General features: G+C 65.4%; 16 protein-coding genes, 1 tRNA gene and 1 pseudogene. 11 read left to right on the top strand and 7 right to left on the bottom strand.

From position 1 onward, the window contains the following. Positions 1–28 precede the first annotated feature (28 nt). Positions 29–1066 (bottom strand): methyltransferase domain-containing protein, encoded by a 1038-nt coding sequence (locus ACOGXQ_RS12665; protein ID WP_419944012.1) that lies wholly within the window; start codon positions 1064–1066, stop codon positions 29–31. Continuing rightward, a complete protein-coding gene (locus ACOGXQ_RS12660; protein ID WP_419944011.1) occupies positions 1063–1356 on the bottom strand; it encodes a hypothetical protein in 294 nt (97 codons plus the stop codon). The genes ACOGXQ_RS12665 and ACOGXQ_RS12660 overlap by 4 nt, the downstream gene beginning before the upstream one ends. 188 nt (positions 1357–1544) lie before the next feature. On the opposite strand from ACOGXQ_RS12660, the gene ACOGXQ_RS12655 reads away from it, so the two are divergent. The 11 genes from ACOGXQ_RS12655 (at position 1545) to drmC (ending at position 20454) form a co-directional block, all read left to right on the top strand. After that, a complete protein-coding gene (locus ACOGXQ_RS12655) occupies positions 1545–3281 on the top strand; it encodes a solute carrier family 23 protein (RefSeq protein ID WP_419944010.1) in 1737 nt (578 codons plus the stop codon). Between the two features lie 90 nt (positions 3282–3371). Further along, on the top strand, positions 3372–3671 hold the full coding sequence (locus ACOGXQ_RS12650; RefSeq protein ID WP_419944009.1) for a DUF1330 domain-containing protein: 300 nt from the start codon (positions 3372–3374) through the stop codon (positions 3669–3671). Positions 3672–3729: 58 nt separating this feature from the next. Further along, positions 3730–3806 (top strand) — tRNA-Ala (locus ACOGXQ_RS12645). After that, entirely contained in the window at positions 3806–4222 is a 417-nt protein-coding gene (locus tag ACOGXQ_RS12640) for a DUF1801 domain-containing protein (protein WP_419944008.1), read from the top strand. The genes ACOGXQ_RS12645 and ACOGXQ_RS12640 overlap by 1 nt, the downstream gene beginning before the upstream one ends. An 81-nt stretch (positions 4223–4303) precedes the next feature. Then, on the top strand, positions 4304–7639 hold the full coding sequence (gene drmD / locus ACOGXQ_RS12635; RefSeq protein ID WP_419944007.1) for a DISARM system SNF2-like helicase DrmD: 3336 nt from the start codon (positions 4304–4306) through the stop codon (positions 7637–7639). Further along, positions 7639–11853 (top strand): Eco57I restriction-modification methylase domain-containing protein, encoded by a 4215-nt coding sequence (locus ACOGXQ_RS12630; RefSeq protein ID WP_419944006.1) that lies wholly within the window; start codon positions 7639–7641, stop codon positions 11851–11853. Before drmD ends, ACOGXQ_RS12630 begins: the two co-directional genes overlap by 1 nt. A 189-nt stretch (positions 11854–12042) precedes the next feature. Beyond that, a complete protein-coding gene (locus ACOGXQ_RS12625; RefSeq protein ID WP_419944005.1) occupies positions 12043–13263 on the top strand; it encodes a hypothetical protein in 1221 nt (406 codons plus the stop codon). Continuing rightward, a complete protein-coding gene (locus ACOGXQ_RS12620) occupies positions 13260–14324 on the top strand; it encodes a hypothetical protein (RefSeq protein ID WP_419944004.1) in 1065 nt (354 codons plus the stop codon). Before ACOGXQ_RS12625 ends, ACOGXQ_RS12620 begins: the two co-directional genes overlap by 4 nt. Before the next feature lie 63 nt (positions 14325–14387). Next, entirely contained in the window at positions 14388–17849 is a 3462-nt protein-coding gene (gene drmA / locus ACOGXQ_RS12615) for a DISARM system helicase DrmA (protein ID WP_419944003.1), read from the top strand. Further along, on the top strand, positions 17846–19633 hold the full coding sequence (drmB, locus tag ACOGXQ_RS12610) for a DrmB family protein (protein ID WP_419944002.1): 1788 nt from the start codon (positions 17846–17848) through the stop codon (positions 19631–19633). Before drmA ends, drmB begins: the two co-directional genes overlap by 4 nt. After that, a complete protein-coding gene (drmC, locus tag ACOGXQ_RS12605; protein WP_419944001.1) occupies positions 19630–20454 on the top strand; it encodes a DISARM system phospholipase D-like protein DrmC in 825 nt (274 codons plus the stop codon). Before drmB ends, drmC begins: the two co-directional genes overlap by 4 nt. A gap of 12 nt (positions 20455–20466) precedes the next feature. On the opposite strand, the gene ACOGXQ_RS12600 is transcribed toward drmC, so the two are convergent. From ACOGXQ_RS12600 to ACOGXQ_RS12580, 5 genes and pseudogenes are all read right to left on the bottom strand, one after another. Then, positions 20467–21144 (bottom strand): hypothetical protein, encoded by a 678-nt coding sequence (locus ACOGXQ_RS12600; protein WP_419947452.1) that lies wholly within the window; start codon positions 21142–21144, stop codon positions 20467–20469. Positions 21145–21223: 79 nt separating this feature from the next. Then, positions 21224–21412 (bottom strand): annotated as a pseudogene (locus tag ACOGXQ_RS12595) (IS5/IS1182 family transposase); the annotation flags it as partial. Positions 21413–21722: 310 nt separating this feature from the next. Beyond that, positions 21723–22763, bottom strand: coding sequence for an XdhC family protein (locus ACOGXQ_RS12590; RefSeq protein ID WP_419944000.1), 1041 nt, complete (start codon positions 22761–22763; stop codon positions 21723–21725). Then, positions 22760–23173, bottom strand: coding sequence for an XdhC family protein (locus ACOGXQ_RS12585; RefSeq protein WP_419943999.1), 414 nt, complete (start codon positions 23171–23173; stop codon positions 22760–22762). The genes ACOGXQ_RS12590 and ACOGXQ_RS12585 overlap by 4 nt, the downstream gene beginning before the upstream one ends. A 9-nt stretch (positions 23174–23182) precedes the next feature. Beyond that, positions 23183–24367: a vWA domain-containing protein gene (locus tag ACOGXQ_RS12580; RefSeq protein ID WP_419943998.1), complete on the bottom strand. Its 1185-nt coding sequence runs from the start codon at positions 24365–24367 to the stop codon at positions 23183–23185. Positions 24368–24382 lie beyond the last annotated feature (15 nt).

The raw sequence follows: 24382 nt of genomic DNA, 5'->3' as shown, positions 1-24382 counted from the left end.
CAGACGTGCCCTGCGGGCACCGCGGGACTCAGTGAGGCTTGCGGGCCACGAAGCAGTACAGCGGCGTGAAGATTCCCGTCTTGCCGCCGGCAACGTAGGCGTCGGCGGTGCGGTCCAGCAGCTTGGCGACCTCGGCGGTACCCCTGGGCAGCACGCTCAGGGCTTCTGCGCCGCGTGCTGAGGCGATCGCGAGCCGTCGACCCAACGGCGTTCCTCGCAGCGTGTTGTTGCGAGTGCCACTGCGCGCCTCCATCGGCTGGTACCACGGAGTTGTCGAGCCGTTCTCGGGGGTGCCGTAATCTTTTCCTTCGATGACCTCGAATCCCGCCGCCTCGAGCGCTTGGTTCACTTCGGCGAACGTTGCAATCTTGCGGAGCGCGATGCCGCGCATGAGTTCCCGTTCGATGTCTCGGTGCGTCGAGCTGGCGGGATCGAACCTGTCCGTCAGGCACATTTCCTGACCCCACAGCAGCGCCCCCGGTTTCAGCACACGCGAGATCTCCGTGAACGCACCGACCTTGTCCGGCGCGTGACACGTCGATTCGATCGCGTAGGCCCGGTCGTACGTGTCGTCTTCGATGGCACCCATGTCCATGAAGCTGGTTTCGACGTAGTCGATCATGTCGGTGAGGCCCGCTTCGGCGGTCAACTGCCGTGCCCTGACCAGTTGGACTTCGCTGCTGTTGATGCCGGTGACCTTGACGCCTGCTTCTCGGACCACCGTCCGCATCGGTCCGCCGATCCCGCAACCGACATCGATGACTGACATGCCGGGGCGCAGGTCCAGCTTGTCGATCATCAATCGCTGATGCCCGAGCTTGGAGTCATCCAGACTCTCCTGTCTCCTCAGTGGCGCGAAGTGGAGGGACTCGCCCCAGCCGTACACCATGAGATGGCTGCAGATGTCGTAGTACTCCCGAGCGGTCTCGGCATGGTCCAGGCCGGCACTGTCACCGGGTGCCGACGTCTGGTCGAGCCGGCCGTTCAGCTTCGCCACCCTGCCGCGGAGATCCGAGTCTCGGTAGGACGCCTTCAGTCCACGCGCGACCTGCCAGATGCTGTTCACCCGGTGGAGGATATGACACGCTGCGGCATTGCCAGCCAGCCGAGCGCAATGAGGCTCGCGATGGTGACGAGACCGATAGCGGGCCCGAACCCGGTTGCGTCGATCACGAATCCGCACACCGCCGATCCGACTAGCACGCCAAAGGTGGCATAGGTCTGCCAGAGCGCATTCGAGACGGAGGTCAGCAGCAGCCCTGCAGACATCGCCACCGCAGCCGCCGCAGCGACCGACCACGGCGTCGCCGCGTCCGCTGGCTCATCCCGCTGCCTCGGGTTCGATGTGTCCCGCACCAGTCTTCAAGCCTGTCCCGCCGCATCATCTCCTGCCAGAAGGACCGGCTGCGCGGTATGCCGCTGCGGCTGATGGCGGTCGCGGGCCACTCGGTCCCGCGACTCGCTCTCATAGGATGTGCGCAGGCCGGGGCCGAGGTTGTCGAGCTAGCGCGTACCCGGCACCGAGCGGACCGCGGGTGTGTCAGATGCCAGCGAACGAGCAGATTCGCTACGAACCCGACGAACGCCCGCCCGCGCTGCTGACGCTCAATGTGGCGTTGCAGGGCACCGCTCTGATCGTCACCAATGTCACTGCGTTCGTCGTCATCTTCGCTGCAGCCTTCAAGGATGACGGCAGCTATGCACGTTGGGCCATCGTTGGTGCGTTGGTCGTTGCCGGCCTCGTGACATCGCTTCATGCTTCGCGGCTGGGACGGGTCGGTCCGGGCTGCGTCTTGCTGATGGGTTCTGGAGTCCCGTATCTCGCTGCTTGCGTGCTCGCCGTCGACACGGGCGGTCTGGCGCTGATGTCCAGCTTGGTGGCGTCGTCGTCGCTGGTGCAGTTCGCAACGGCCGCATGGCTGGCGAGGCTGCGGCGACTGATCACGCCGACGGTGTCCGGCGTGGCGTTCATGCTGATTGCGGTGTCGGCCATGCCCATCGCCATGCACCGGCTCAACGACGTGCCCGACGGTGCTTCGGATGTCGCAGGACTGCTCGTGGCAGTGGTGGTGCTGGTGGCCACGGCGCTGGCGGTGCTGCGGGGCAGCGGACTCTGGAATTTGTGGGCTATGCCGACAGCCATTGCCGCCGGCTGCATCGTTGCGGTGCCGTTGGGCGTGTACGACCCCGGCCATGTCGTAGACGCGTCATGGTTCGAGCTTCCCCATGTTGAAGGCTGGCCCGGCCTTGGCTCGGTCCTGAACGGAGATTTCTGGGCATTGCTGCCGGTGTTTCTCATTGTCAGCGTTGTGGTCTCGGTCAGGTCTGCCAGCGAGGGCGCGACGATCCAGCAGGCCAGCCGTCGCAACCCGCAATCTGTCGATTTCAGAGGCGTGCAGCAGACGGTGAACGTCGGCGGCGCGGCCGTCCTGCTCTCGGGAGTCGCGGGCGTCCCGCCCACCATTGCGTACCTGCCCACAACGGTCGCGTTGATGAACTTCACGGGCGTCGCGGCGCGTCGGGTGGGCGCGTTCATCGGCGCACTGCTCGTGGCGTTGGCACTGCTGCCCAAGGCGGTCGCCGCGTTGCTCACTATTCCCCGCCCGATCAGCGGTGCCCTGCTGATGGTCATCATGGGGATGCTGTTCACCGAAGGCATGCGCGCGGCTGCACGAGACGGGCTGACGCGGCAGCGAGCGTTCGTCGTAGGACTGCCCCTGTCAATAGCGATCGGTCTGCAGAGCCACGGCAGCCTCTGGGCCGCTGGTGACTCGCCTCTAGCCGCAGTGCTGAGCAACGGGGTGCTCGTGGGCGTCCTCTGCGCTGTGGTGCTGACAGCGGTGCTGGAGTTGACCGCAGCACGGCGCCGCCGCCTCGACACGGTGCTGGACTTGGCTGTCCTGGGGGACCTGGATGCGTTCCTGCGGGAAGCCGGTGCCGGACTGAAGTGGAACGACGCTTCGATCAGGCGCCTGCGCGCGGCCGGGGAGGAGACGTTGACGGCAATGATGCAGCTGCGCGACGAGCACGAGTCCGCGCAGCCCCCTCGTGTCGTGCTCAATCTGCGTCCCGGCACCGGCTGGGTGGAACTGGAGTTCTTGGCGGTGTTTTCCGAGGAGAACTTGAAAGACCGGATCGACTACATCAGCGAGGAAGCCGGGCTGTCGAATATCAGCGATCTCTCGTTCCGCCTGCTGAGGCACTACGCCACAGCCGTGCGTCACCGCAAGTACTACGGCCTCGACGTGGTCACGGTGGAGATTGAGGGTTCAGCGGCATGACATTGATGCATCTTCCTGATCGCAGGCCAGCACGACATCGAATAGCGTGTCAGCAGCTGGTTGAGGAAGCACCGGAAGGGAGCCACTGAAATGAAGGGTTATGTCGTCATTGACACCGAGGTCGGTGAGGGTGCCGCGTTCGCGGAGTTCGTCGAGAAGATCCCGGCAGCGGTCGCTGCTCATGGCGGCCATTTCGTCACCCGGGGCGGGGAGCTGGACGCAGTTGAAGGCGACTGGGAGCCGCAACGGCTCGTGATCATGGAGTTCGAGAGTCTCGAGCGAGCACGCGGGTTCATCGCATCCGCGGAGTACACGGCGCTGGCGGAGCTGCGAGCGCGGGCAGTGAAGTCGAAGGTCGTTGTCGTCGAGGGATGCGACCCCGCCGGCTGAGCCACCCGCCGGCGGTTCGCATTTACGCCGTGCCGGTACCCTCAGGCTTCCGATCTGCGGGGCTGTAGCTCAGATGGCAAGAGCACCTGCTTTGCAAGCAGGGGGTCACGGGTTCGAGTCCCGTCAGCTCCACCATGCCGGACGGTCCGGGGCCGAAGCTGCTTGCGGGCGGCAACCCGCAGATCCCCAAGGGCGACGGCGACGCCCCGGTGCAGGCCTACATCGAGGCGATGCCGGAATGGAAGGGTGTCATCGCACGCCAGCTCGATGACCTGATCGAGCATGTGGTGCCCGACGTGCGCAAAGCGGTGCGCTGGAACTCGCCCTTCTACGGCCTCGAGGGGCGCGGGTGGTTCGCGAGCTGTCACGCGTTCACCCGCTACGTCAAGGTGACGTTCCTGAACGGGGCATTGCTGGTGCCCCCGCCGCCCGGATCGGGCAAGGACCCTGATTCGCGCTGGGTGGACATCGGCGAAGATGAGTTCGATGCAGCTCAGATGGAAACGTGGATCCGTCAATCGGCGGCAACCGACGGCTGGCACGGATTCTGAACGTCATCGAGCTATCACTACCCAGCATGCCCTGCCTCATTCGTCGGCACTGTTGGCCTGGCCCGTCGTAGCCTCGTTGGCATGGTCGCCGTCAGTGCCGCTGCGCCAACTGCACTGCCGGAACGGGTGCCCTTGGTCGGCGAGTTGGTGCAGGTGCGGTCTCGACGATGGATCGTCGAGGAAGTCGTGGATCCGACCGGGCCGAAGGCCTCGGCCCAGGTGCGCCTGGCATGTGTCGACGACGACAACCAAGGCCAGTCGCTGGAAGTGCTCTGGGAGCACGAACCGGATCGGTGGATACTTGCTGACGAGGGTTGGGCCGACTTGGCGTCAAAGGGCTTGGACTCGCCGCGGCTGTTCGCAGCATTCTTGAACACGCTGCGCTGGAACTGCACCACCGCGACCGATCCGCGGTTGTTTCAAGCGCCGTTCCGTGCGGGGATCACCATCGACGCCTACCAGATGGAGCCGTTGCGCAAGGCGCTGACGCTGCCGCGAGTCAACTTGCTGATCGCCGATGACACAGGCTTGGGCAAGACCATCGAGGCCGGCCTGATCGCCCGCGAACTGCTGCTGCGCCGTAAGGCGAAGGAAATCGTTGTGGCTGCGCCACCGTCGATGCTGGAACAGTGGCGAACCGAGATGGAGGAGCGGTTCGGTCTCGTGTTTGAGATCCTCGACCGCGGCTATGTATCTCGGATACGACGCGAGCGGGGCTTCGGGGTCAACCCGTGGCGCACCCACAGCCGCTTCTTGGTATCGCACAACCTCCTGATCGACCCCGCCTACACCGACCCAATGCGGGAATGGCTCGGCAAGTCGCGGCCCGGCAGTCTGCTGATCCTCGACGAGGCGCATCATGCGGCGCCCTCGTCGGGCGGCCGCTATGGCATCGAGACCAAGATCACCAAGGCGGTGCGCGACCTCGCGCACCGCTTCGAGCATCGCCTGTTCCTGTCGGCCACGCCCCACAACGGCCACTCCAACAGCTTCTCCACACTGTTGGAGTTGCTTGACCCGTACCGGTTCACCCGCGGCGTGAAGGTCCGGGCACAGACCGATCTGGAGCCGGTGATGGTCCGCCGCATCAAGGAAGACCTTCGCTCGATTCAAGGCGGGTTCCCAGAGCGCAACGTGGTGCGGCTTGACATTGACGGTCTGCCCGACGATGCGCCGGAGTTGGTGCTGTCAAAGCTGCTCGACGAGTACCGCAGCGCCCGCGAGCAGCGCTATGCCTCGGAATCGGCCAAGGTCCGTTTTGCAGCGGGGCTCATGGTCGTTGGCTTGCAACAACGCCTCTTGTCATCGATCGAAGCGTTCGCGCGCAGTCTCAAGGTTCACCGCCAGACCGTTCAGCGCCATTGGGACAAGGCTCACGAGCCGAAGTCCGCGGCGTCGCTACACCCTGAGGCCGCCGATCAAGAGGCGCTCGGCTTCCTCAAGCCCGCGGACGCCGACGACGAGCGTGGTGGTCTGTCCCCCGAAGAGGCTGATGCGGACGAAGCCGCGCAGATCGAGCAGATCGACGCAGCGTCGCGCCCGGCTGCCGATCCTGAGACTGCCGCATGGGTCCGCGAGCAGGAGCTCCTCGATCAGATGGAGGAGATTGCGGACGGGGCCAGGCACATACCCGATGCCAAGGCGCTCCACCTCATCGACTGGATCAGAGAGCACCAGTGCGAGAGGCTGCCCGCCTTCGGCGGAACTGCCACTGGGCTGCCCCCGACATGGAACGACCGTCGGGTGCTGATCTTCACTGAGAACCGCGAGGGAACCAAGCGCTATCTCAAGTCCATCCTGGACCAGGCCGTCGAAGGCACCGAACGGGCCGACGAACGCATCGGGGTCATCGACGGCCTCACAAGTAAGGCTCGACGCCGCGAAGTGCAGCGTCGCTTCAACGCCGACCCAGCCGAAGAGCCGCTGCGGATCCTCATCGCAACTGACGCAGCGCGCGAGGGCCTCAACCTGCAGGCGCACTGTTCAGATCTGTTCCACTTCGACCTGCCGTGGAACCCGGGTCGCATCGAGCAGCGCAACGGTCGTATCGACCGCAAGCTGCAACCCGCGACAGAGGTCAACTGTCACTACTTCGTTCTGCCTCAGCGGATTGAGGACCGGGTGCTGGAGGTTCTGGTCACCAAGACGGAGACCATCAAGCGGGAATTGGGGAGCCTCTCGCAGGTGATCGATGACTCCGTGGAGCGCCGGATGCTGTCCGAGGGAATTCGCCACCGCGACGCCGATGCCCTCAGAAGCGAGATTGAGGCCGAATCACTGAATGACGCCAAACGGCAGGCCACCGCGGAGGAACTGGAGCTGGCTCGCGAGCGCTCTCAAGCCTTGGAGGCGCAGATTGAAGCGTGCAGGAGTCTTCTGGACCGGTCTCGCAAGTGGGCGGGATTCTCGTCTCAGCCGTTCCGCGACGCCATCGACTGTTCGCTGGAACTCTTGGGTGCGCCGCCCTTGGCGGAGGGCACCGACGACGAGCGCCGCAAGGTGTGGACGTTTCCGCCGTTGGAGCAGCGAGCCGCCGCCGACCCGAGCTGGATGTCGACGATCGATTCGCTGCGAGTCCCGCGCAAGATCGACCAGAATCTCCCCGAGTGGCGCCGCGAGGCGCCGATCCGCCCGGTGGTATTCGAGGACGCGGGACGCCTCGACGAAGAGACCGTCCACCTGCACCTGGAACAGCGGGTTGCACAGCGGCTGCTGTCCCGCTTTCGTGCTCAGGGCTTCGTGTACCACGACCTGTCGAGAGCCTGTCTGGCCCAGTCGCGAGACTCGATTCCGCGAGTGATCTTGCTGGGACGGCTGTCGCTCTACGGCCGCGGCGCTGAGCGGCTGCACGAGGAGATCGTGCCGGTCGCCGCTCGTTGGAGCGACCCGGCGTCGCGCAGCGAACCCTTGAAGGCATACGCCCGAGATGCCGAGATGCACACGATGGACCTGCTGGAGGAATCGCTGCACGCCGCTGGCCGAGTTCCAAATGAGGTCGTCCAGCGCCGCCTTATGGAGGCCGCCGCCCAAGACATCGAGGAACTCCGTCCGCAGCTTGAGCCGCGAGCCGTCGAGCACGCTGAGACAGCGAAGCGCCAGCTGGCTGAGCGCGGCGAGCGCGAAGAACGGGCGCTGCGCGAGACACTCGAGCGGCACCGCGACCAAGTCGAGGCCGAGCTTGCTCACCACCAGCGCGACTACACCCAGCTCTTGTTGGACTTTCAAGGGAGCGACGCCCGCCAGCTCCGAGAGGACACCCGTCAACTCGACGCCAACATTGCACACTGGCGCAGGCGGCTCGACGGCTTCGAGCAGGACTTGGCACGCGAGCCCGCCCGTGTGCGGGAGTTCTACGAGGTGATGGTGCAGCGGGTCGAGCCGATCGGGCTGGTCTACCTGTGGCCGGAGACGAACTGATGGCGAAGCTCGATCCGCACATCGCCGCACACTTGGAATGGCTCGGGTTCGTCAGGCCCATCGGCCTGGTGGTTTCCGCTCCGGCACTGGTACGCGCCGGGGTGATCTTGAACCGCCGCGACACTGAAGGGCAGCGCCTGCTGCGCACCTGCGTCCCGGACGAGGCCGATGCCGAATCGTTGGCGGAGTCGGGGCCACGGTTGGCCGACTTCAAGACGTTCGCTGAGACGGTGCTGGACTGGAGTTTCTCGCCAAAGGGATACGCAGGCACGCCCGAGGCGCCGATGCCCGCCGATCTGCTGGTCGAACTGCCGGAGACTGGCCATGTTCTCGGCCCGGACTTCGCGGTTCGCGCTGAGGCATTGAAAACAGCGCCGGCAGCGGCCTCCGCGCCGGACTCGGACGACGGCATTCCCGCCATGACGCCTCGATCCGACGCAGCCGGGGCGAGCGCGTCGAAGGATGAACCGTCGCCGTGGCAACTGTTGGTCACGGTCATCGATCCCCGGGAGAGCTTCGATGCCACGTCGGCGGACGGTTCCGGGCTCTCAGCCCACGGACGCATAGAGCGTCTGCTGCGCCACACGCGCACTCCGGTAGGGCTGGTCTTCAACGGTGTGGCGCTGCGGCTCGTCTCCGCGCCCGCGGGCGAGAGTTCCGGCTGGCTGGACTTCAGGGTCACGGACATGCTCCAGACGGCGGGCCGGCCGATCTGCTCGGCCATGCGCGAGTTGCTGAGCGAGACCCGTCTGCTTGCCGTGCCCGCCGACAAGCGCCTCGCCGCGCTGCTGCGCGAGAGCCGCAAGTTCCAGAACGAGGTCAGCGAGCGCCTAGCCGAGCAGGTGCTGCACGCCCTGTATGAGCTGCTGCGCGGCTTTCAGGCAGCTCACGACTCTACGCGAGGCGAACTACTACATCACGAGCTCCGGGACGAACCCGACGAGATCTACAGGGGCTTGCTCACGGTGGTACTCCGCCTGGTGTTCCTGCTCTACGCCGAGGAGCGCGACATGCTGCCGCAGGACGAGATGTTCTTGGGCGCCTACTCAGTGTCGGGCCTGTACGAGCGGCTCCGAGAGGATGCAGCGCTGCATCCCGACACCATGGACCAGCGCTTCGGCGCCTATGCGCAGTTGCTCGCGTTGTGGCGCATGGTCCACGACGGCGCCGAAGGCCCGAACATGCACCTGGCTCCCCGCCACGGCGACCTGTTCCACCCCGACAGCTACCCGTTCCTGGAGGGGCGCGGCGGGGCGCACGGCAATGCGCGCCAGACGCACGAGCGGGTCGACTCACCCTTGGTACCCGACGGCACGATCCACCGGGTGCTCGAGAAGCTGATCGTGCTCGATGCCGAACGCATCTCCTATCGGGCGCTGGACGTGGAGCACATCGGGTCGGTCTACGAGACCATGATGGGCTTCCGCCTCGAAACCGCCGGCGGCCGCAGCGCTGCGATCAAGGCCGCCAAGAGGCACGGTGCTCCGGCCACCATCAACCTCGAAGAGTTGCTGACAGAAGCCCCGGCTCAGCGAGCCAAGTGGCTCCGTGACCGCACCGACCGCAAAATCACAGCTGGCGTCAACAAGTCCGTCAAGCAGATCGACCCGCAATCGGGTGGCACCGTGAGTGACCTGCACGCCGCCTTGGTGTCGGTAATCGACAAGAACGCGACCCCCGACCTCATTCCCGCCGGCGCGATGGTGCTACAGCCCAGCGAGGAACGCCGCCGCTCCGGCTCGCATTACACGCCCCGCGAACTCACGGAACCGATTGTGCGCGTTGCGCTGGAACCGATTTTCAACCGCCTTCAGGACGAGACCGGTGGCCCGCTTAGTCCTGAGCAGGTCCTCGATCTCAAGGTGTGCGATCCGGCGATGGGCTCTGGTGCCTTCTTGGTGGAGGCGTGCCGCCAACTGGCCGACGCGCTGATCGAGTCGTGGCACGCTCACGATGCCGTGCCGAACATCCCGCCGGACGACGACGTGACGATCTACGCACGCCGTCTCGTGGCCCAGCGCTGTCTGTATGGGGTCGACCGCAATCCCAAGGCAGTCGACCTAGCCAAGCTGTCACTCTGGCTCACTACTCTCGCCAAAGAGCACCCGCTGACGTTTCTCGACCATGCCCTACGCCATGGCGATTCGCTGGTGGGCCTGTCGCTCCCGCAGATCCAGGCCTTCCACTGGAAGGGCGACGCGCCGAACTTCGAGGATGGTTTCGAAGCACTGCGTGGCCGCGAGCATCTGGACCGTGCAGCCGAATTGCGCCAGCAAATCCGCGAGGCTGACGACTCTGTGTCCGAACGCGAACTGCGTGACCTGTGGGACGAAGCCCAGTCCGAGACCGCAGCCATTCGGCTCCTCGGAGACCTGGTAGTCGCAGCCTTCTTCGACAAACCCAAGCCCAGGGAACGGGAGACTGGCCGTAAGGAGTTCGCTAACAAAGTCATCGACGATGAAGCAGGCAGCTACAGCCAGTGGCTCAACGTTCTCCGCTACTCTGATCCGCCGTTAGCTCCGTTCCATTGGCCAATCGAGTTCCCAGAAGTCTTCGACCGAGAGAACCCCGGCTTCGACACTGTAATCGGCAACCCCCCCTTCGCAGGCAAGAACACCATCGCCTCGTCCAACGTTGATAACTACCCCGTCTGGCTTAAGGAAGCCAATACTGAGACCCACGGAGCCGCCGACCTAGTCGCACACTTCTTCAGGCAATCCTTCGAGCTGATTCGAATCCACGGAACGTTCGGACTAATCGCTACGAATACCATCGCGCAGGGCGACACTCGGTTTAGCGGACTGCGCTGGATTTGTACGAACGGCGGTGAAATCTATAACGCGCGACGTAGATTTAGATGGCCCGGCACCGCGGCGGTGATCGTCAGTTTCGTTCATGTACACAAGGGCTACATTACCATAGCTAGACAGCTTGACGGTCATTTCGTCGAAGCCATTAACGCCTTCCTCTTTCAGGGTAATCGCCACGAGGATCCGCCTCGCCTGTCAGCCAACTCAGGCATGAGCTTCCAAGGAAGCATCGTTCTTGGGATGGGATTCACCTTCGACGATAGCGATGGCGATGGAGTAGCGTCGCCGCTCGCAACCATGCAGCGGCTGATTGAAGCAGATCCGAGAAATGGCGATATAATCCAACCTTATATTGGTGGTGAAGAAGTAAATAGCGACCCGATGCACGGCTTTCACCGTTATGTCATTAACTTTCGAGACTTCCCACTAGCACGAGTGGATGGTCAGAGATCTCAGCATGCCTCTGACATTGACAGAGTGCGAATAGAGCCCGCCGAACGCACCGTCGCGGCAGATTATGCGAAACCAGTGGCGGCGGACTGGCCGGATCTGTTGGCTATTGTAGAGGCGAAAGTCAAGGGCACAAGAGGTAGCCACTCCACGGCAAAGTGGTGGCACTTTGAGCGCCTGAGGCCGGACTTGTATGCGTCAATAGCGGACTTGGATCGAGTATTAGTGAACGCGCAGACTAGTCAGCATCTACAGTTCGCGTTTCTGTCCTCAGAAATGGTCTATTCTCATGCTCTCAATGTCTATCAGCTGGCGATGTATGCTGCATTCTGTGCCTTGCAGACGCGACCTCATGAGGTGTGGGTGCGGTTCTTTGGTTCGACGCTCGGTGATGGCCTAAGGTATACAGTATCCGACTGTTTTGAGACATTTCCGTTTCCTGAGAATTGGCAGAACCTTGCGAGCCTGGAGCAAGCTGGTCAGTTGTACTACGAGGCCCGCGCAGAACTCATGGTTCGGAACGACGAGGGGATGACGAAAACCTACAACCGTTTCCACGACCCCTACGAAGACGCATCCGACGTCGCCGAACTGCGCCGCCTGCATGCCGCCATGGACAGGGCTGTCTTGGACGCTTACGGCTGGACCGACATCCCCACGGACTGCGAGTTCCTGCTCGACTACGAGATCGACGAGGAGACGTGGGGCAACAAGAGGAAGCCCTACCGCTACCGCTGGCCCGACGACATCCGCGACGAGGTGCTCGCCCGCCTCCTTGAGCTCAACGGTGAACGCGCCGCCGAGGAAGCTCGAGCCGGCCTCGCCGAGGCCAAGCGCCCGGCATCCCCACGGCGACCCAGTCCCCGCCGCCGCCCAGTGCCATCTGTGCAAAGCCCAGCTTCGGGAACCCTATGGGGCACGGCCGCGTCGGCTGATTCCGCTGACCTGGGGTAGTGCCGATGAGTGCCAAGCCTGATCGGATCGGCGTTTCTGGCAAATCGCGCGCCTCACGTCGGATGCGTGTGATGTGCGCTTCGCGAGGTTGCTGAGCATCGCGGGTAGACCCTCATGGAGGCTCCGCAAAGCGCCGTGCTGCACCACCAGGCAGGTCCGCTGGTTTGAGGCACGGCCTACGCTGCATCCATGACCGGTGACATCGGATACCTGCCGCGGCTGACGAGCCGCAGGGAGTTTGTCGACTACCTAGAGGGCCATCCGGTGCCTGCTGCTGCGGACCTTGAGCACCCCGACGCGACCCGCAAGCTGGTCAAGACCTACATGCTCGAGACTGCAGGCAGTCACATGCAGATGCCTGACCTCGCCAGCAGGCTCGACGGGCGTGTGCATCTGCATCGCCTCGATGACACGCTGTACCGGGTCGAGGACGCCGACCACGGCGGCCGGGTGGTAGGTCTGCTGGAGGAGCTCGACGACCGGCATCCCGTCTTCTACACGAAGATGGCCGTGGAGCACAGCGACCGTTGGGTTCGCCAAAGAGTGGACGCGAACCCTTGGCTCGACCGCCTCTGGCTTTCGTCGCCGATCTTGTTCGAGCTGTGGCGAGAGGTAAAGGCCACCACTTCGCCACAGCGCTACGCACGGCTTGGTTTTGAGCACGAGGCGCGCTATGAGCCGAACGATGATCCCGAGGCGGTTGCCGAGGACGACGGTGACGATGCCGACTACGAGACGCCGAGCGCCTTCGCGGAGCGCCGACGCTCGGTCGTGACGCTCACCGAGCGCCTCTCGGTGCTTGACGACAAACTGCAACGACTGATCGAGTCTTATGACCCGTTGCGCTCGTTGGTTCACCTGCAGATGCCAGCTGCCGGGCGCGGCGGCCATCGTCTCAGCTACGACGGCCGCGCCACGAACCGCAGTGATTCCTTCGCCGACCATCGCGCCACGGTGCGGCGCATCCTTGCGCTGTATCGCAGCATCACCGAGCACGCCGAAGATCGCCTCTGGGTGGATACCACCGACGCTGGCGAGGGCGGCTTCAAGATCAGCGGCAGCCCGTTGCTCATCGAGTTTGGAGAGCCGCTCTCTGAGCCGCTGTTCAACCGCTTCGTGGAACTCGCGCTAGAGCGACGCACGAGCCGCTTCCGCATTGGCGGTTTCGTCACGCGGCGTGGGCCCACGAAGGTCCATGTCGTCGCCATCGACCGACACCTCTGGCAACCCTTCCTGCTGGAAGCCACCAATCGGCATCTCCTGGCCGTGCTGCCTCACGGCACCTGCGGGAACACCGTCCACCGCCTCGTGGCGAATGTGCAGCGGGAACTGGCCCCCACCGCGAGAGCCTGGCTCGGCAGCGAGTCTTACGACAAGGCCGTGGCAGATGCCGCCCGCTCCGCCGCATGACCGCTGACGCGGTCCTCGCCACCGACCCGGTGTTTCAACTCAACGTCCTGCTGTGGGCGCTTGAGGATCTGCCCGACGTTGCAGTCGTGAACCCAGTCCTGCGTAGAGCCGGGTACGAGTTGGAGTCGATCGGCAGATCCCTGCTCGTGCCGGCCGGCGAGCCGACAGCGGGGGTCCTTCAGGACATCGCCGGCTCCCCCGACCGTTCGCCATGCCGTCCAGACCTATGCATCTTCCATCAGGACGATCCGGCAACCATCGTCGTTGAGCTCAAGTCCCACGGGTTCTCCCGAGACTCTTCGAACATACGGCAAGCCGTGAAACTGATCTTGGCCTCTCATGACCTGTCGGCGTCGTACGCGGAGACACTGCCCCGGCCAGGCCATGTCGTCTACGGAACCGTCGCGAGCGATGCCGCCTCGTTGGCCGAGACCCTTCAGGACTTGAGCGAGTCGGTTGCCGCTCGGGGTCTGTCCGCGGCGCCAACGGGCACCGTCGGCATCTCGATCGACGTGGAGGGTGCGAAGCTCTCGGCCTCAGGTCTTTCTGAGCTGCCAGAACCTGCCCAACGAGCGCTCGATCCATCAGCAACCGTGCTGCCGCGCACCGGCGAAGACGACATCCGCCCGCTCTATGTGATTCCGTGGACGCCAGGGATCGAAGGAACCCAAGATGGAGAACTTCAAGCTGATGGCTACAGGGAGCTGACGGCCCGCGTCATCGTTGAAGCAATGTCCATCGTCGGTCAAGCCAATGTTCCTACTTCGCTCGACATCAGTGGGGCCACGCTCCTGAGACGTTCGACCTTTGGAGTATTCGGTCGGTGGTTGGATGCTGATCGACAACAATTTGCTGCTGCTGCGGCGGGCGTGCTGACCAAGACTCTGCAGAGCGTCGAGTCCTTCCAGAAGAGGAGCAGAGACACGTTCTCGCTATCGCTCTCCAGCCACGACGAACAAGAAGAGGTCATCCGACTCTTGGAATCGGCTAAGCCGGTCGACGACAAGACGAACATTGCGGCGACAATCAACGAAGAACTGCAGCTCTTCAATGGCTTCTGACCCCCAATGCCACGCGCGTCGGAGTCTGCCTGAGGCCCAAGTGAGACGTGATGACCCCGCGTGATGAGCGCTGACACCCAGCTCCCCACTCTGGCTGATGCCAACTCGCAGCAGGTTCGCGGGTACTTGGTGGAGGCGTTGCGGCTCGATTTGGTGGGGCCGGACGCAGGTGCTGAACTCGCGGAGGAACGACTGCCGGGGTGGGTGAGGCCGTCGAATTGGTATCTGACCGGGTTCTTGGTTCCGTCTGATGCGCCGCCTGAGCAACGATGCGACGCCGACGAGGACGATCCGCTGGACGAGACGCCGGCTGCAGCGGGGTTGGCCGAGGAGTCCTCCGAGGAGCGAACGGCTGCCAAGAGGGGCTTCTTCCCGTCATCGATCGGGCTGAGCTTCCTTGTGGCGGACTCTGCCGAAGAACTTCAGGTGACGGTGCGGTGGGGTGACTACCGCAAAGGTGAGTACGAGGGACCCGACGGCGACACGGTATCGGTGTGGCAGCGCGAGCCGCAGGAGCGGACGGTGCAGTTGTTCCTTGCCGAAGAGACTGCCGAACTCTTGGTCCCAGAGTCCGGGGGCCTCAGGCTGCACGTTGCCGTCAGGCAGGTCGACACGGCGCGAATAGCGGGGCTGCACGAGGGCACACGGTCAGTTTCGGTGTTCCTAGTGAACAATCGTCCTGCTGCAGTGTCCGCACCCACTGGGGACATCGGCGAGAGCGAGTCCGATCAGACGTACGCGTTCCAAGCCGAACTCGAAGTCTCGGGCGAGGTGCCGTTTGTGGCCCGGCCCGATCCGCGAGGAGCGCTCGCCTCCGCATGGGACGATCAAGTAGCCGATCTTCACTACGCCGATGTTCCTGAGTACGCCGTCGGTCACGGCACCTCGGCGGACTGGCAGATCATCGACGGCCAATGCCTGGTGCTGCGGACGGCATGGATTCCCGCTGCCACGGTCGCCAAGACCGAGACGGCGTCTGTGGCAGACGCCGACCTGTCGATGGAGCGGCTCGGCGCTCTCGCCGACGGGCCGGCTGCATCCGCCGCGCTTCAACCGCTGGTTAGCCACTACCGCGCATGGATTGCCAGCCAGCGTGAGGAGATCAGTGCGCTGAGCGGCGCTCGCCGCGATGTCGGCGATGAACTGCTGCGACGGGCTTCCCTGGTTGCAGACCGCATCGAGCGGGGCATCCAGTTGCTCGCTGCCGACCTGGATGCGCTCGACGCGTTCCGAGTGGCGAATCGGGCCGTGGCGCGGGCGCTGCGACGGCGTTCCGACGACGATGGGCCACGGTGGCGGGCCTTCCAGCTTGCCTTCATCCTGTTGAACGTAGGTGGGCTGGCCGACCGGCGAAGCGTCGAGCGCCAGATCGTAGATCTGCTGTTCTTCCCGACCGGCGGTGGCAAGACCGAGGCGTATCTGGGCCTCGCCGCCTTCGCCATCGTGCTGCGCCGACTGCGACACCCTGGGCAGGACGGCTTCCAGGCTGCGGGCGTGACAGTGATCATGCGCTACACGCTGCGGCTGCTCACTCTCGACCAACTCGGACGAGCCGCCAGCCTCGTATGCGCGCTCGAACTCGAACGCGAGGCTGACCCAGCCCGCTACGGCGCTTGGCCTATCGAGATCGGACTGTGGGTCGGCAAGGCCGCCACCCCCAACGTGATGGGACACAAAGGTGACAGGCGCCCCGACACCGCTCGCTCCAAGACCCGCCAATTCAAGAGCGACCCCGGCAAGCCCACGCCAATTCCGCTGGAGAGCTGCCCGTGGTGCGGCACCCGGTTCGAGCCGGCCTCGTTCACGCTGCTGCCCGACGACGATCAGCCGAGCGAGTTGCGAATCGTGTGCGTCAACTTCGAGTGTGATTTCAGCGGCGACCGATCTTTGCCGATCCTGGCGGTGGACGAACCGATCTACCGGCGGCTGCCAGCGTTCCTGATCGCCACTGTGGACAAGTTCGCGTCGTTGCCGTTTACTGGCCAGACCGGTGCTCTGCTCGGCGGTGCTGCCCGCGTTGACGACACCGGGTTCTACGGCGCTTCGGAGCCGAAGCGGGGCCGCCCGCTGGAGAGGCCTCTGGCCGGGCCGGACTTGGTGATCCAAGACGAGTTGCACCTGATTTCGGGACCGCTCGGCACAATGGCCGGCCTGTACGAGACCGCCATCGAGGCGTTGTGCGCTCAGGTCCCAGGGGAACCAGCCGATGGCACGGAGGGCGACGCCCAACCGGTGCGCCCCAAGATCGTGGCGTCCACCGCCACGATCCGACAGGCCCAGGATCAGATCCAGGCGCTATTCGCCCGATCCCTCACCGAGGTGTTCCCATCTCCGGGACCCGATCGCCGCGACTCGTTCTTCGCACAGGTCGTGTCGGTGGACCGGACGCCGGGGCGCATGTACTTGGGCATCGCAGCGCCGGGACGCAACCCAAAAGTGCTGATGCGACGGGTTTGGCTGGCCTTGATGGGCGCCGCCGAGCGGGCTTACCGGGACGCCGGGGGTCACCGCAACTTGCACAACCCGGCCGATCCGTACATGACCGTGCTCGGCTACTTCAATAGCTTGCGCGAACTTGGTGGTGCTCGCCGCATCCTGGAGGAAGAGGTTCAGAGCACGGTCAAGACCTACGGCAGCCGTAAACGCATTGGCGAAGTCCGGGGCCTGTTCCGAGATCGTAGGACCATGTCGGAGGTGGTGGAGCTCACCTCCCGGGTGTCTACCGACAGGGTGGCACAGGCCCGGGCGCGTCTGAGCCGCGGCGCCCACGAGTCAGGCCGGGTGGACAGCGCTATCGCCACCAACATGATTTCGGTCGGTCTGGACATCGGCCGTCTCGGCCTGATGGTGGTGCTTGGCCAGCCCAAGACCCACGCCGAGTACATCCAGGCCACCAGCCGGGTGGGCCGCGTCGACGACAAGCCAGGGCTCGTGGTGACCCTGCTCAACGTCCACAAGCCACGGGACCGGTCCCACTACGAACGGTTCCGCCACTACCACGAGACCTTCTACCGGTCGGTCGAGGTATCGAGTGTGACGCCGTTCTCGGCACGCGCTCTTGACCGTGGCCTCGCCGGGGCGCTGGTGGGACTCGCCCGCCACACCGACACCGCGCTGACACCTGCTAGGGGCGTCGAGTCGTTGGCCACGGTTCGCCCCAGTGTCGAGCGCGCCCTGATGAGGTGCTTCGGCGACCGCGTGGACAGTCAACCGTTCGCAGACGAAGCCGAGCGGGCCGAGCGGCGGCGCAGCGTGCGGTCCCGTGTCGTCGACCTGCTCGATTCGTGGATCACGGTGATTGATGACTACCGCGACGCTAACGCCGAGGTGCAGTACCAGCGATATGAGCTCCGCACCCCCCGGCCGCTGCTGCGTGAAATGCTCGAAGAGGACTTCGACTCGCAGCACCAGCGCAAGTTCCGGGCCAACCGCTCGCTGCGCGACGTCGAGCCTGAAGTAGATGTATATGTCAAGCCCCTTTCGGCGTCTCGGCGCGGTGAGGGAGGCAGCGGAGTCCGGCAATGAGTCGAGGCCACGGGCAACTCCGCCAGAGCCAAGTGATCACGACCTACGGGCCGGGCGCGCTCCTCGACCTGCCGGATCAAGCCGCAATAGTCGCCGGCCTCGACTCTTGGCCCAGTACTGGCGAGCTTGAAGAAGTCATCGACGAGCGGCTCGCCGGCTTGGTCGGCACCGTCACCGGCGTGCACCTGCCACGGATGTTCGCGCCGCCGCCGGAACCTCGCGATCCCTGGTCGTCGGCCCGGGGCATCGGGGCGTGGAGCTTTCCGGAGTGGTTTGTGGTGCAGGACGATGACGGTGACCCCGAACGTCGGCGCTCCCGACGGCTTGCGCACCGCCGTGCGCTCGACGACAGAGGCCGCTTCGACGGCAAGTTGGTGGTACCGACGCGGTTCGTACGCGCCTGTCCGCGGGGCCATGTAGACGACCTCAACTGGTCCGGGTTCGTGCACCGGGGCGGCGAGCGCTGCGGCCGCCAGTTGTGGCTCGACGAACGCGGCACCACCGGCGATCTGTCAGAACTCGTGGTGCGGTGCGAGTGCGGCAAGTCGCGTCGCCTCTATGAGGCCACCGAATTCGAGCACCGACCGCTCGGAACCTGCCGCGGAAAGCGGCCGTGGCTGGGCCTCGACACCGACGAGGAGTGCGATCAGCCGAGCCGACTGCTGATCCGCACCGCCTCCAACGCATATTTCGCGCAGGTGCTGAGCGCACTGTCGCTGCCCGACCGGGGTTCTGCTGTCGAACAGGCGGTGCGCGAGCTGTGGGACGACCTGCAAATCGTGGACAACGCCGACGACCTGCAGTTCATCAAGAAGAAGCCCAAGGTCACCGATGGACTGAGTGAGTTTGCCGACGATGAGGTCATCGCGGCGATTGGGCAACTCAAGAGCGGCAGTGTCGGTGACCGTCCCGTGAAGGTGGCGGAACTCGAAGCGCTGCTCGCAGCACCGGAGGGCTACGGCGACGACATCCCTGTCGACCCCGACTTCCACGCCCGCCGTCTCCCTGATGCCGCGTGGCGAGAACCAGAGTCCGGCCTGAGCGGTGATGTCGAGGCTGTCGTGCAGCTACATCGTCTGCGGGAAGTCCAGGCGCTCATTGGCTTCACTCGCTTTGAGGCCGCCATGCGCGACATCCACGGCGAGTACGACACCGATGTAGAGCGAGCCGAGATCGCAATCGAGCCGCGCTGGTTCCCAGCGGTGGAGAATCGAGGGGAGGGTGTGTTCGTGCATCTTCGCCAAGACGCGGTCGGAGAGTGGCTGACACGCCCGGCGGTGATTCAACGCCTCGACCGACTCGTCGATCAGCACGAGGCTTGGCAGCGTGACCGGCGTCGACAGCGCCCGTTCCCAGGTGGGCCGTACATCATGCTGCACACGCTGGCGCACTTGCTGATCCAGTCGATGTCGATGCGTTGCGGCTACCCAGCCAGCTCCATCCGTGAGCGGGTATACGTCGAAGACGACAACTACGGCCTGCTGCTGTACACCGGCACCCCCGACGCCGAAGGCACCCTTGGCGGACTGGTGCAACAGGCGCGTCACCTCGAAGGACATCTCGGCAACGCGCTTGAGATGGCGCTGCTGTGCTCCAACGACCCGATCTGTGCTCAGCACGCCACAGGCGATGGCATGGAGCAGCGCTTTCTGCACGGCGCCGCGTGCCACGGCTGCGCACTCATCGCGGAAACCTCCTGCGAGATGCGCAATGACTACCTCGACCGGGCCTTGGTAGTGCCGGTGCTCGGCGTGTCCGAAGCCGCCTTCTTTCCCTCGCCGTGAGCGCCCGGTCAGCCGACCCCCAGGACGGGGGGAACGCCCCGGGTAGCCGAGTCGCGTCGCTCCCTGCACACCTGCGCAAACGCCTCGCTGACGCGTGCGATTCGGGGACCCTGCCCGACGCCCCGTCACCGCTTGCCCTGCGATCGGTGCTGGGGATGACTGACGGGAGCGGCAACTTGGCCGCCGACTTGGCTGAACTGGCGCGCCTCGGAATCACGGGCCGGGCCCTTGCGGTCTGGGTGCGATCCCTGGATGAGGCTGGTCGCCGATCTCCGGCGCTGGACCTCGTGTGGTCAGGCCCCGAAGTACCGGGACTCCACGCCCGCGACACACGCCGCGTATACGAGGAACTCGTGCGAACCGCAGAGCAGTCAGTGTGGATGAGCACCTACGTGTACTTCGACGGCCCTCAGGCGTTCGCGGAGCTAGCCCGGCGAATGGACGAGGTCGATGACCTGCGGACCGTTCTGATGTTGAACATCCAACGAGCCAGAGGTGACACCACGGCCGGTGACCATCTCGTGCGTCGCTTCGCAGAACGCTTCTGGGGTACGGACTGGCCCGGCACCTCCCGACCGGCCGTCTACTTCGATCCGCGCTCGCTCGACCCCGACGGCCCCACGGGCGTGCTCCACGCCAAAGCCGTCGTGGTAGATGATGAGGCCGTCTTCATCACGTCGGCCAACCTCACTGCTGCCGCACTGGACCGCAACATCGAGCTCGGCCTTCTGACCCGCGACAGCGCGCTAGCCGCCAGTGTCACGGCCCACTTCCAAGGCCTGATCGATACCGGCCTGCTGAAGCCCTTACCGTCGGCCTAGGAGGGTGGTCGGTTATTGGGGTGTGGGGCGTGTTTTGTGGTCGGGTTGGCGCGGTTGTGGGGTTGGTGGCGGTGTTGGGCGGTTGGCGGTGTGGGGCTGGGCGGGGTGTGTGTCAGCCGATGACGCCGAGGCGGTCGGCGAGGTCCAGGTTACGGGATCGGCGTCGATGAGGTCCCCCGGGACCGTGGCGTCGTGGGCGGTCGCCTGTGTCGCCGCGGCGGAGGTGATCATGTCGGAGTCGGCGCCGGCGGCGGTCTCGATGTCCTGGCCCGCCACGACCCTGAGCAGCTCCGCCGCCGCTGTGAGCTCGGGGTCCTCGAAACGGGCGCGGAACCCCACGACCGTCTCAGCGTCACCGAACAGCTCCGCCGCCAAAGCGGCCCGCGCCCCCGGATCAGACCAGTTGATCCGCGGCTTGGCCGCCCTGTCGTAATCGCCGCGCGACAGCGAACCCGCCGCCTCGCCCGCCGCGGCGGCGTCGAGCGCCCCCAGCACCCCGACGCAGCGGCGGACCTGGGAACGGATCAAAGTCACGGTGTCCTGGGTCAGCACGCAATCCTCGATGCCCGCGGAGTCCACCGTGCGGCGATGCCCGATCACCCCCGCACGCTTCGCCGCGATCTTGACCCGGTCCCCCCAAAAGCTCTCCATCCCCGCGCGCACCAGCCGCGCCCGGAACTCCGCCAGCACCGCATGGGGGATCCCCCGGATGCTCCAAAGACAGCCCCAACGCCGCTTTCCACGACATGTCGAACCGCGAACGCCGCTCAGCCTCGCGGTCCCACACCCCATAGAACAACTGACACAACAGCAACGACGCCACCACCGACGGCGGATGCGACGGCCGTCCGCGCCCCGACACATACAAAGCACCAAAATCGGCGTCACAGAACAACTCGCCACGAGCCTGCCCCAACGCCGCCAAAAACCCCTCCGAATCCAGCAGATCCCCGACCATCACCCCGACACCGAAAAACGAACCCTGACCGTCAACCGAACCGCGCACCCCCGCATTGTCCCGCGCGCCCACCCCCCACACGCGGAAACCCACCGACTTTCCGACCACCCTCCTAGTGGTGCGTCGCTGAAATGGCTGGGGCTGAAGCAAGCCCATTCTTGCAGGTCAGCGAGCTGCATGATGCCCGGAGGAAAACTGCGACACCCTCCTAGCAGACTGCTGAAAAAGTCGATTTCCGGGCAGCGTCCAGTTGCAAACCCGCAGGTCAGGGGCTTGTCTTCCAGCCAGACCTGCATATTTCAGCATCCTGCTAGTGGATGCGTCCTTGGCCGTCTTTCAGGCGGGGGGCTTGGCGGCCGGTGTGTGAAGCGATGATCTCGGCCACGATTGACACGGCGGTTTCCTCTGGGGTGCGGCCGCCGATGTCGAGGCCGATGGGGGCCATCACCCGTTCCAGTTCGGCGTCGGTGACTCCGGCCTCCCGCAGGCGCTCGGTTCGTTTCTCGTGGGTGGTCCGGGAGCCCATCGCCCCCAAGTAGCCCACACGGGTCGGAAAAGCGCCGACAATTGCCGGCACATCGAACTTGTGGTCGTGGGTGAGCACGCACACCGCATCGCGGGGACCCAGCTCGTCGCCGATGCGATCAAGCAGGCGATTCGGCCAGTCCACCACGACCTCGTCGGCCATCGGGAAGCGGCGCCTGGTAGCGAAGACCTCACGGGCGTCGCACACCGTCACCCGGTAGCCCAGCAGCTTGGCCTGGGAGGCCAGCGCCCTAGTGAAGTCGACGGCGCCGAAGATGACCATGTGCGGGCGACGCGCATGGCACTCCACGAACACGCTCAGGTCCATCTGGCGGGCTTCGCCGTGCTGCCCGTAGTGGCGCACCTCGCTGATGCCGGCGTCCAGCATCCCGAGCGCGTCACGCTCCACCACCCGATCCAGGTCGGGGTCGCCCAGCGTGCCCAGCGTCAGCTGATCCGGCCGCACGAGGAGCTTGGCGCCCGTCCGCGGGCGCACATCAGACACAGCGCCCGTCCGCGGGCGCACATCAGACACAGCGCCCGTCCGCGGGCGCACATCAGACACAGCGCCCGTCCGCGGGCGCACATCAGACACAGCGCCCGTCCGCGGGCGCACATCAGACACAGCGCCCGTCCGCGGGCGCACATCAGACACAGCGCCCGTCCGCGGGCGCACATCAGACACAGCGCCCGTGTCGGGGGCGTCGATGATCGTGGCCAGCGCGACGGGCACCTCGGCGCGGATCGCGTCCCGGAACACCTCGTAGATGCCCGCACCGTCGCTGCTCGGCCCCATAGTCGACCCCATGTTCGAACCCGTGCTCACCAGTCGAGTTCCTCCACGAACAGGTGAATCGTGCCGCCGCAGGTCAGCCCCACGGCGAACGCCTCGTCATCGCTGTAGCCGAAGGTGGTGATGCCGGGGACTCGCTTGCCGCCCAGCAACTCCAGCGCCTCGCCCACCACGGCGCCCTCCACGCAGCCGCCGGAGACCGAGCCGGCAACCTCGCCCTCTTCGTTCACCGCCATGGCCGCCCCCGGGTCGCGGGGCCCTGAGCCCTCGATGTCCACTACCCGGGCAACGGCCACTCGCTGGCCCGCCGCTCGCCACCGGTCGATGTCGTCCAAGATCTCGTCCATCAGTTCTGTCTCCCGGTGTCCATTGTTGCGGTCTCGGCGGGCTGTGCGTCGGGTGAGATTGGGGTACAGGTAGACGTGGACTGAGGCAGCCGGCACACGTCGGACTCAGGCCGCGATGGCCGCAGCCAGATGCTCGAGCGAATCGAACGAGTGGCCTTCGATGAAATCGTCCACATGGGGCAAGGCCGCCGCCATGCCCCGGGCAAGCGGCGCATAACCGGGCGTGTGCTTCAGCGGGTTCACCCACACGAGTCGATGAGTCACCAGATGCAGGCGGGCCATCTGCTCGGCCAATTCGTCGGGGGTGCCGCGGTCCCATCCGTCCGAGCAGATCACCACGACAGCGCCTCGCGCATGGCCCCGCACGCCCCAACGGTCGTTGAACTCGTGCAGGGTCGCCCCCAAACGGGTGCCGCCCGACCAGTCCTGCACCGAGTCGGCGGCGGCTCGCAGCCCGGCGTCGGGGTCCCGGGACGACAGCTCACGCGTCACCCGGGTGAGCCGGGTGCCGATCGTGAACGCCTCCACCCGTGTGCGCCCCACGACCGCCGCATGGGCAAAGCGCACAAGCGCGCGCGCGTAGGGCTCCATGGAACCCGACACATCCAGCAGCAGCACGAGCCGGCGGGGCTTGCGGTCGTTCGTGAGGAACTCCCGCCGGATGGCCTCGCCGCCGGTGCGCAACGCGCGCCGGATCGTGCGACGCAGGTCGGGACGGCGCGAGAAGCGCTTGGCCCGCACGGCTCGGCGGGTGCGGCGAGTAGCCGCCTGAAAGCGCAGCTCTCCCATCAGCGAGTGGAGCTCGGCCAGTTCGGCGTCGCTGCAGTCGGCGAAGTCCTTGTGGCGCAGCGTCTCGGTGTCGCTGTAGCGGACCCGCAGCGTCGGGCCGGTGTCGGGATCCCCTTCGTCAGCGGGCGGTGCTGCCCCGCTGTCGTCGTCGGTGTCAGTGGCCAGCGTCACCGAGATCGGCGGCAGCTCGACCACCATCCCGCTGGGTTCGCGCCCCTCCCAGAAAACTGCAAAAGCCCGGTCGTACACCCCGATGTCAGCGGGACTGCCCACCAGCGTCGCCTTGCCTGCCCAATACACATCGTCGCGGCTGGCAACACCCAACAGCCGCAGCGCCTCGGTGAATGCCATCACCCGCCGGATGGTGACCACCAGTCCGGCACCTCGCAGCACCGACGAGAACGCCGACGCCAATCGCTCGGGTTCATTCGCATGACCGTCCGACGCCAGCGGGGCGCCCTCGTCGAAGTGACCGTTGGGGCCGGGCCGGGGCTTCGCCATTCGGCTCAGCCTCGC

It is taken from the genome of Candidatus Poriferisodalis sp. (assembly GCF_965208485.1).
GTDB lineage: Bacteria > Actinomycetota > Acidimicrobiia > Acidimicrobiales > Poriferisodalaceae > Poriferisodalis.
The sequence above is the reverse complement of the archived record's forward strand: the minus strand, read 5'-3'. Positions and strand labels throughout refer to the sequence as shown.

Coding starts and splice junctions, on each gene's coding strand:
- drmA (WP_419944003.1), top strand. CDS start 14,388: ATGAGCGCTGACACCCAGCTCCCCACTCTGGCTGATGCCAACTCGCAG.
- drmD (WP_419944007.1), top strand. CDS start 4,304: ATGGTCGCCGTCAGTGCCGCTGCGCCAACTGCACTGCCGGAACGGGTG.
- ACOGXQ_RS12620 (WP_419944004.1), top strand. CDS start 13,260: ATGACCGCTGACGCGGTCCTCGCCACCGACCCGGTGTTTCAACTCAAC.
- ACOGXQ_RS12655 (WP_419944010.1), top strand. CDS start 1,545: ATGCCAGCGAACGAGCAGATTCGCTACGAACCCGACGAACGCCCGCCC.
- ACOGXQ_RS12625 (WP_419944005.1), top strand. CDS start 12,043: ATGACCGGTGACATCGGATACCTGCCGCGGCTGACGAGCCGCAGGGAG.
- drmB (WP_419944002.1), top strand. CDS start 17,846: ATGAGTCGAGGCCACGGGCAACTCCGCCAGAGCCAAGTGATCACGACC.
- ACOGXQ_RS12650 (WP_419944009.1), top strand. CDS start 3,372: ATGAAGGGTTATGTCGTCATTGACACCGAGGTCGGTGAGGGTGCCGCG.
- ACOGXQ_RS12580 (WP_419943998.1), bottom strand. CDS start 24,367: ATGGCGAAGCCCCGGCCCGGCCCCAACGGTCACTTCGACGAGGGCGCC.
- ACOGXQ_RS12640 (WP_419944008.1), top strand. CDS start 3,806: ATGCCGGACGGTCCGGGGCCGAAGCTGCTTGCGGGCGGCAACCCGCAG.
- ACOGXQ_RS12630 (WP_419944006.1), top strand. CDS start 7,639: ATGGCGAAGCTCGATCCGCACATCGCCGCACACTTGGAATGGCTCGGG.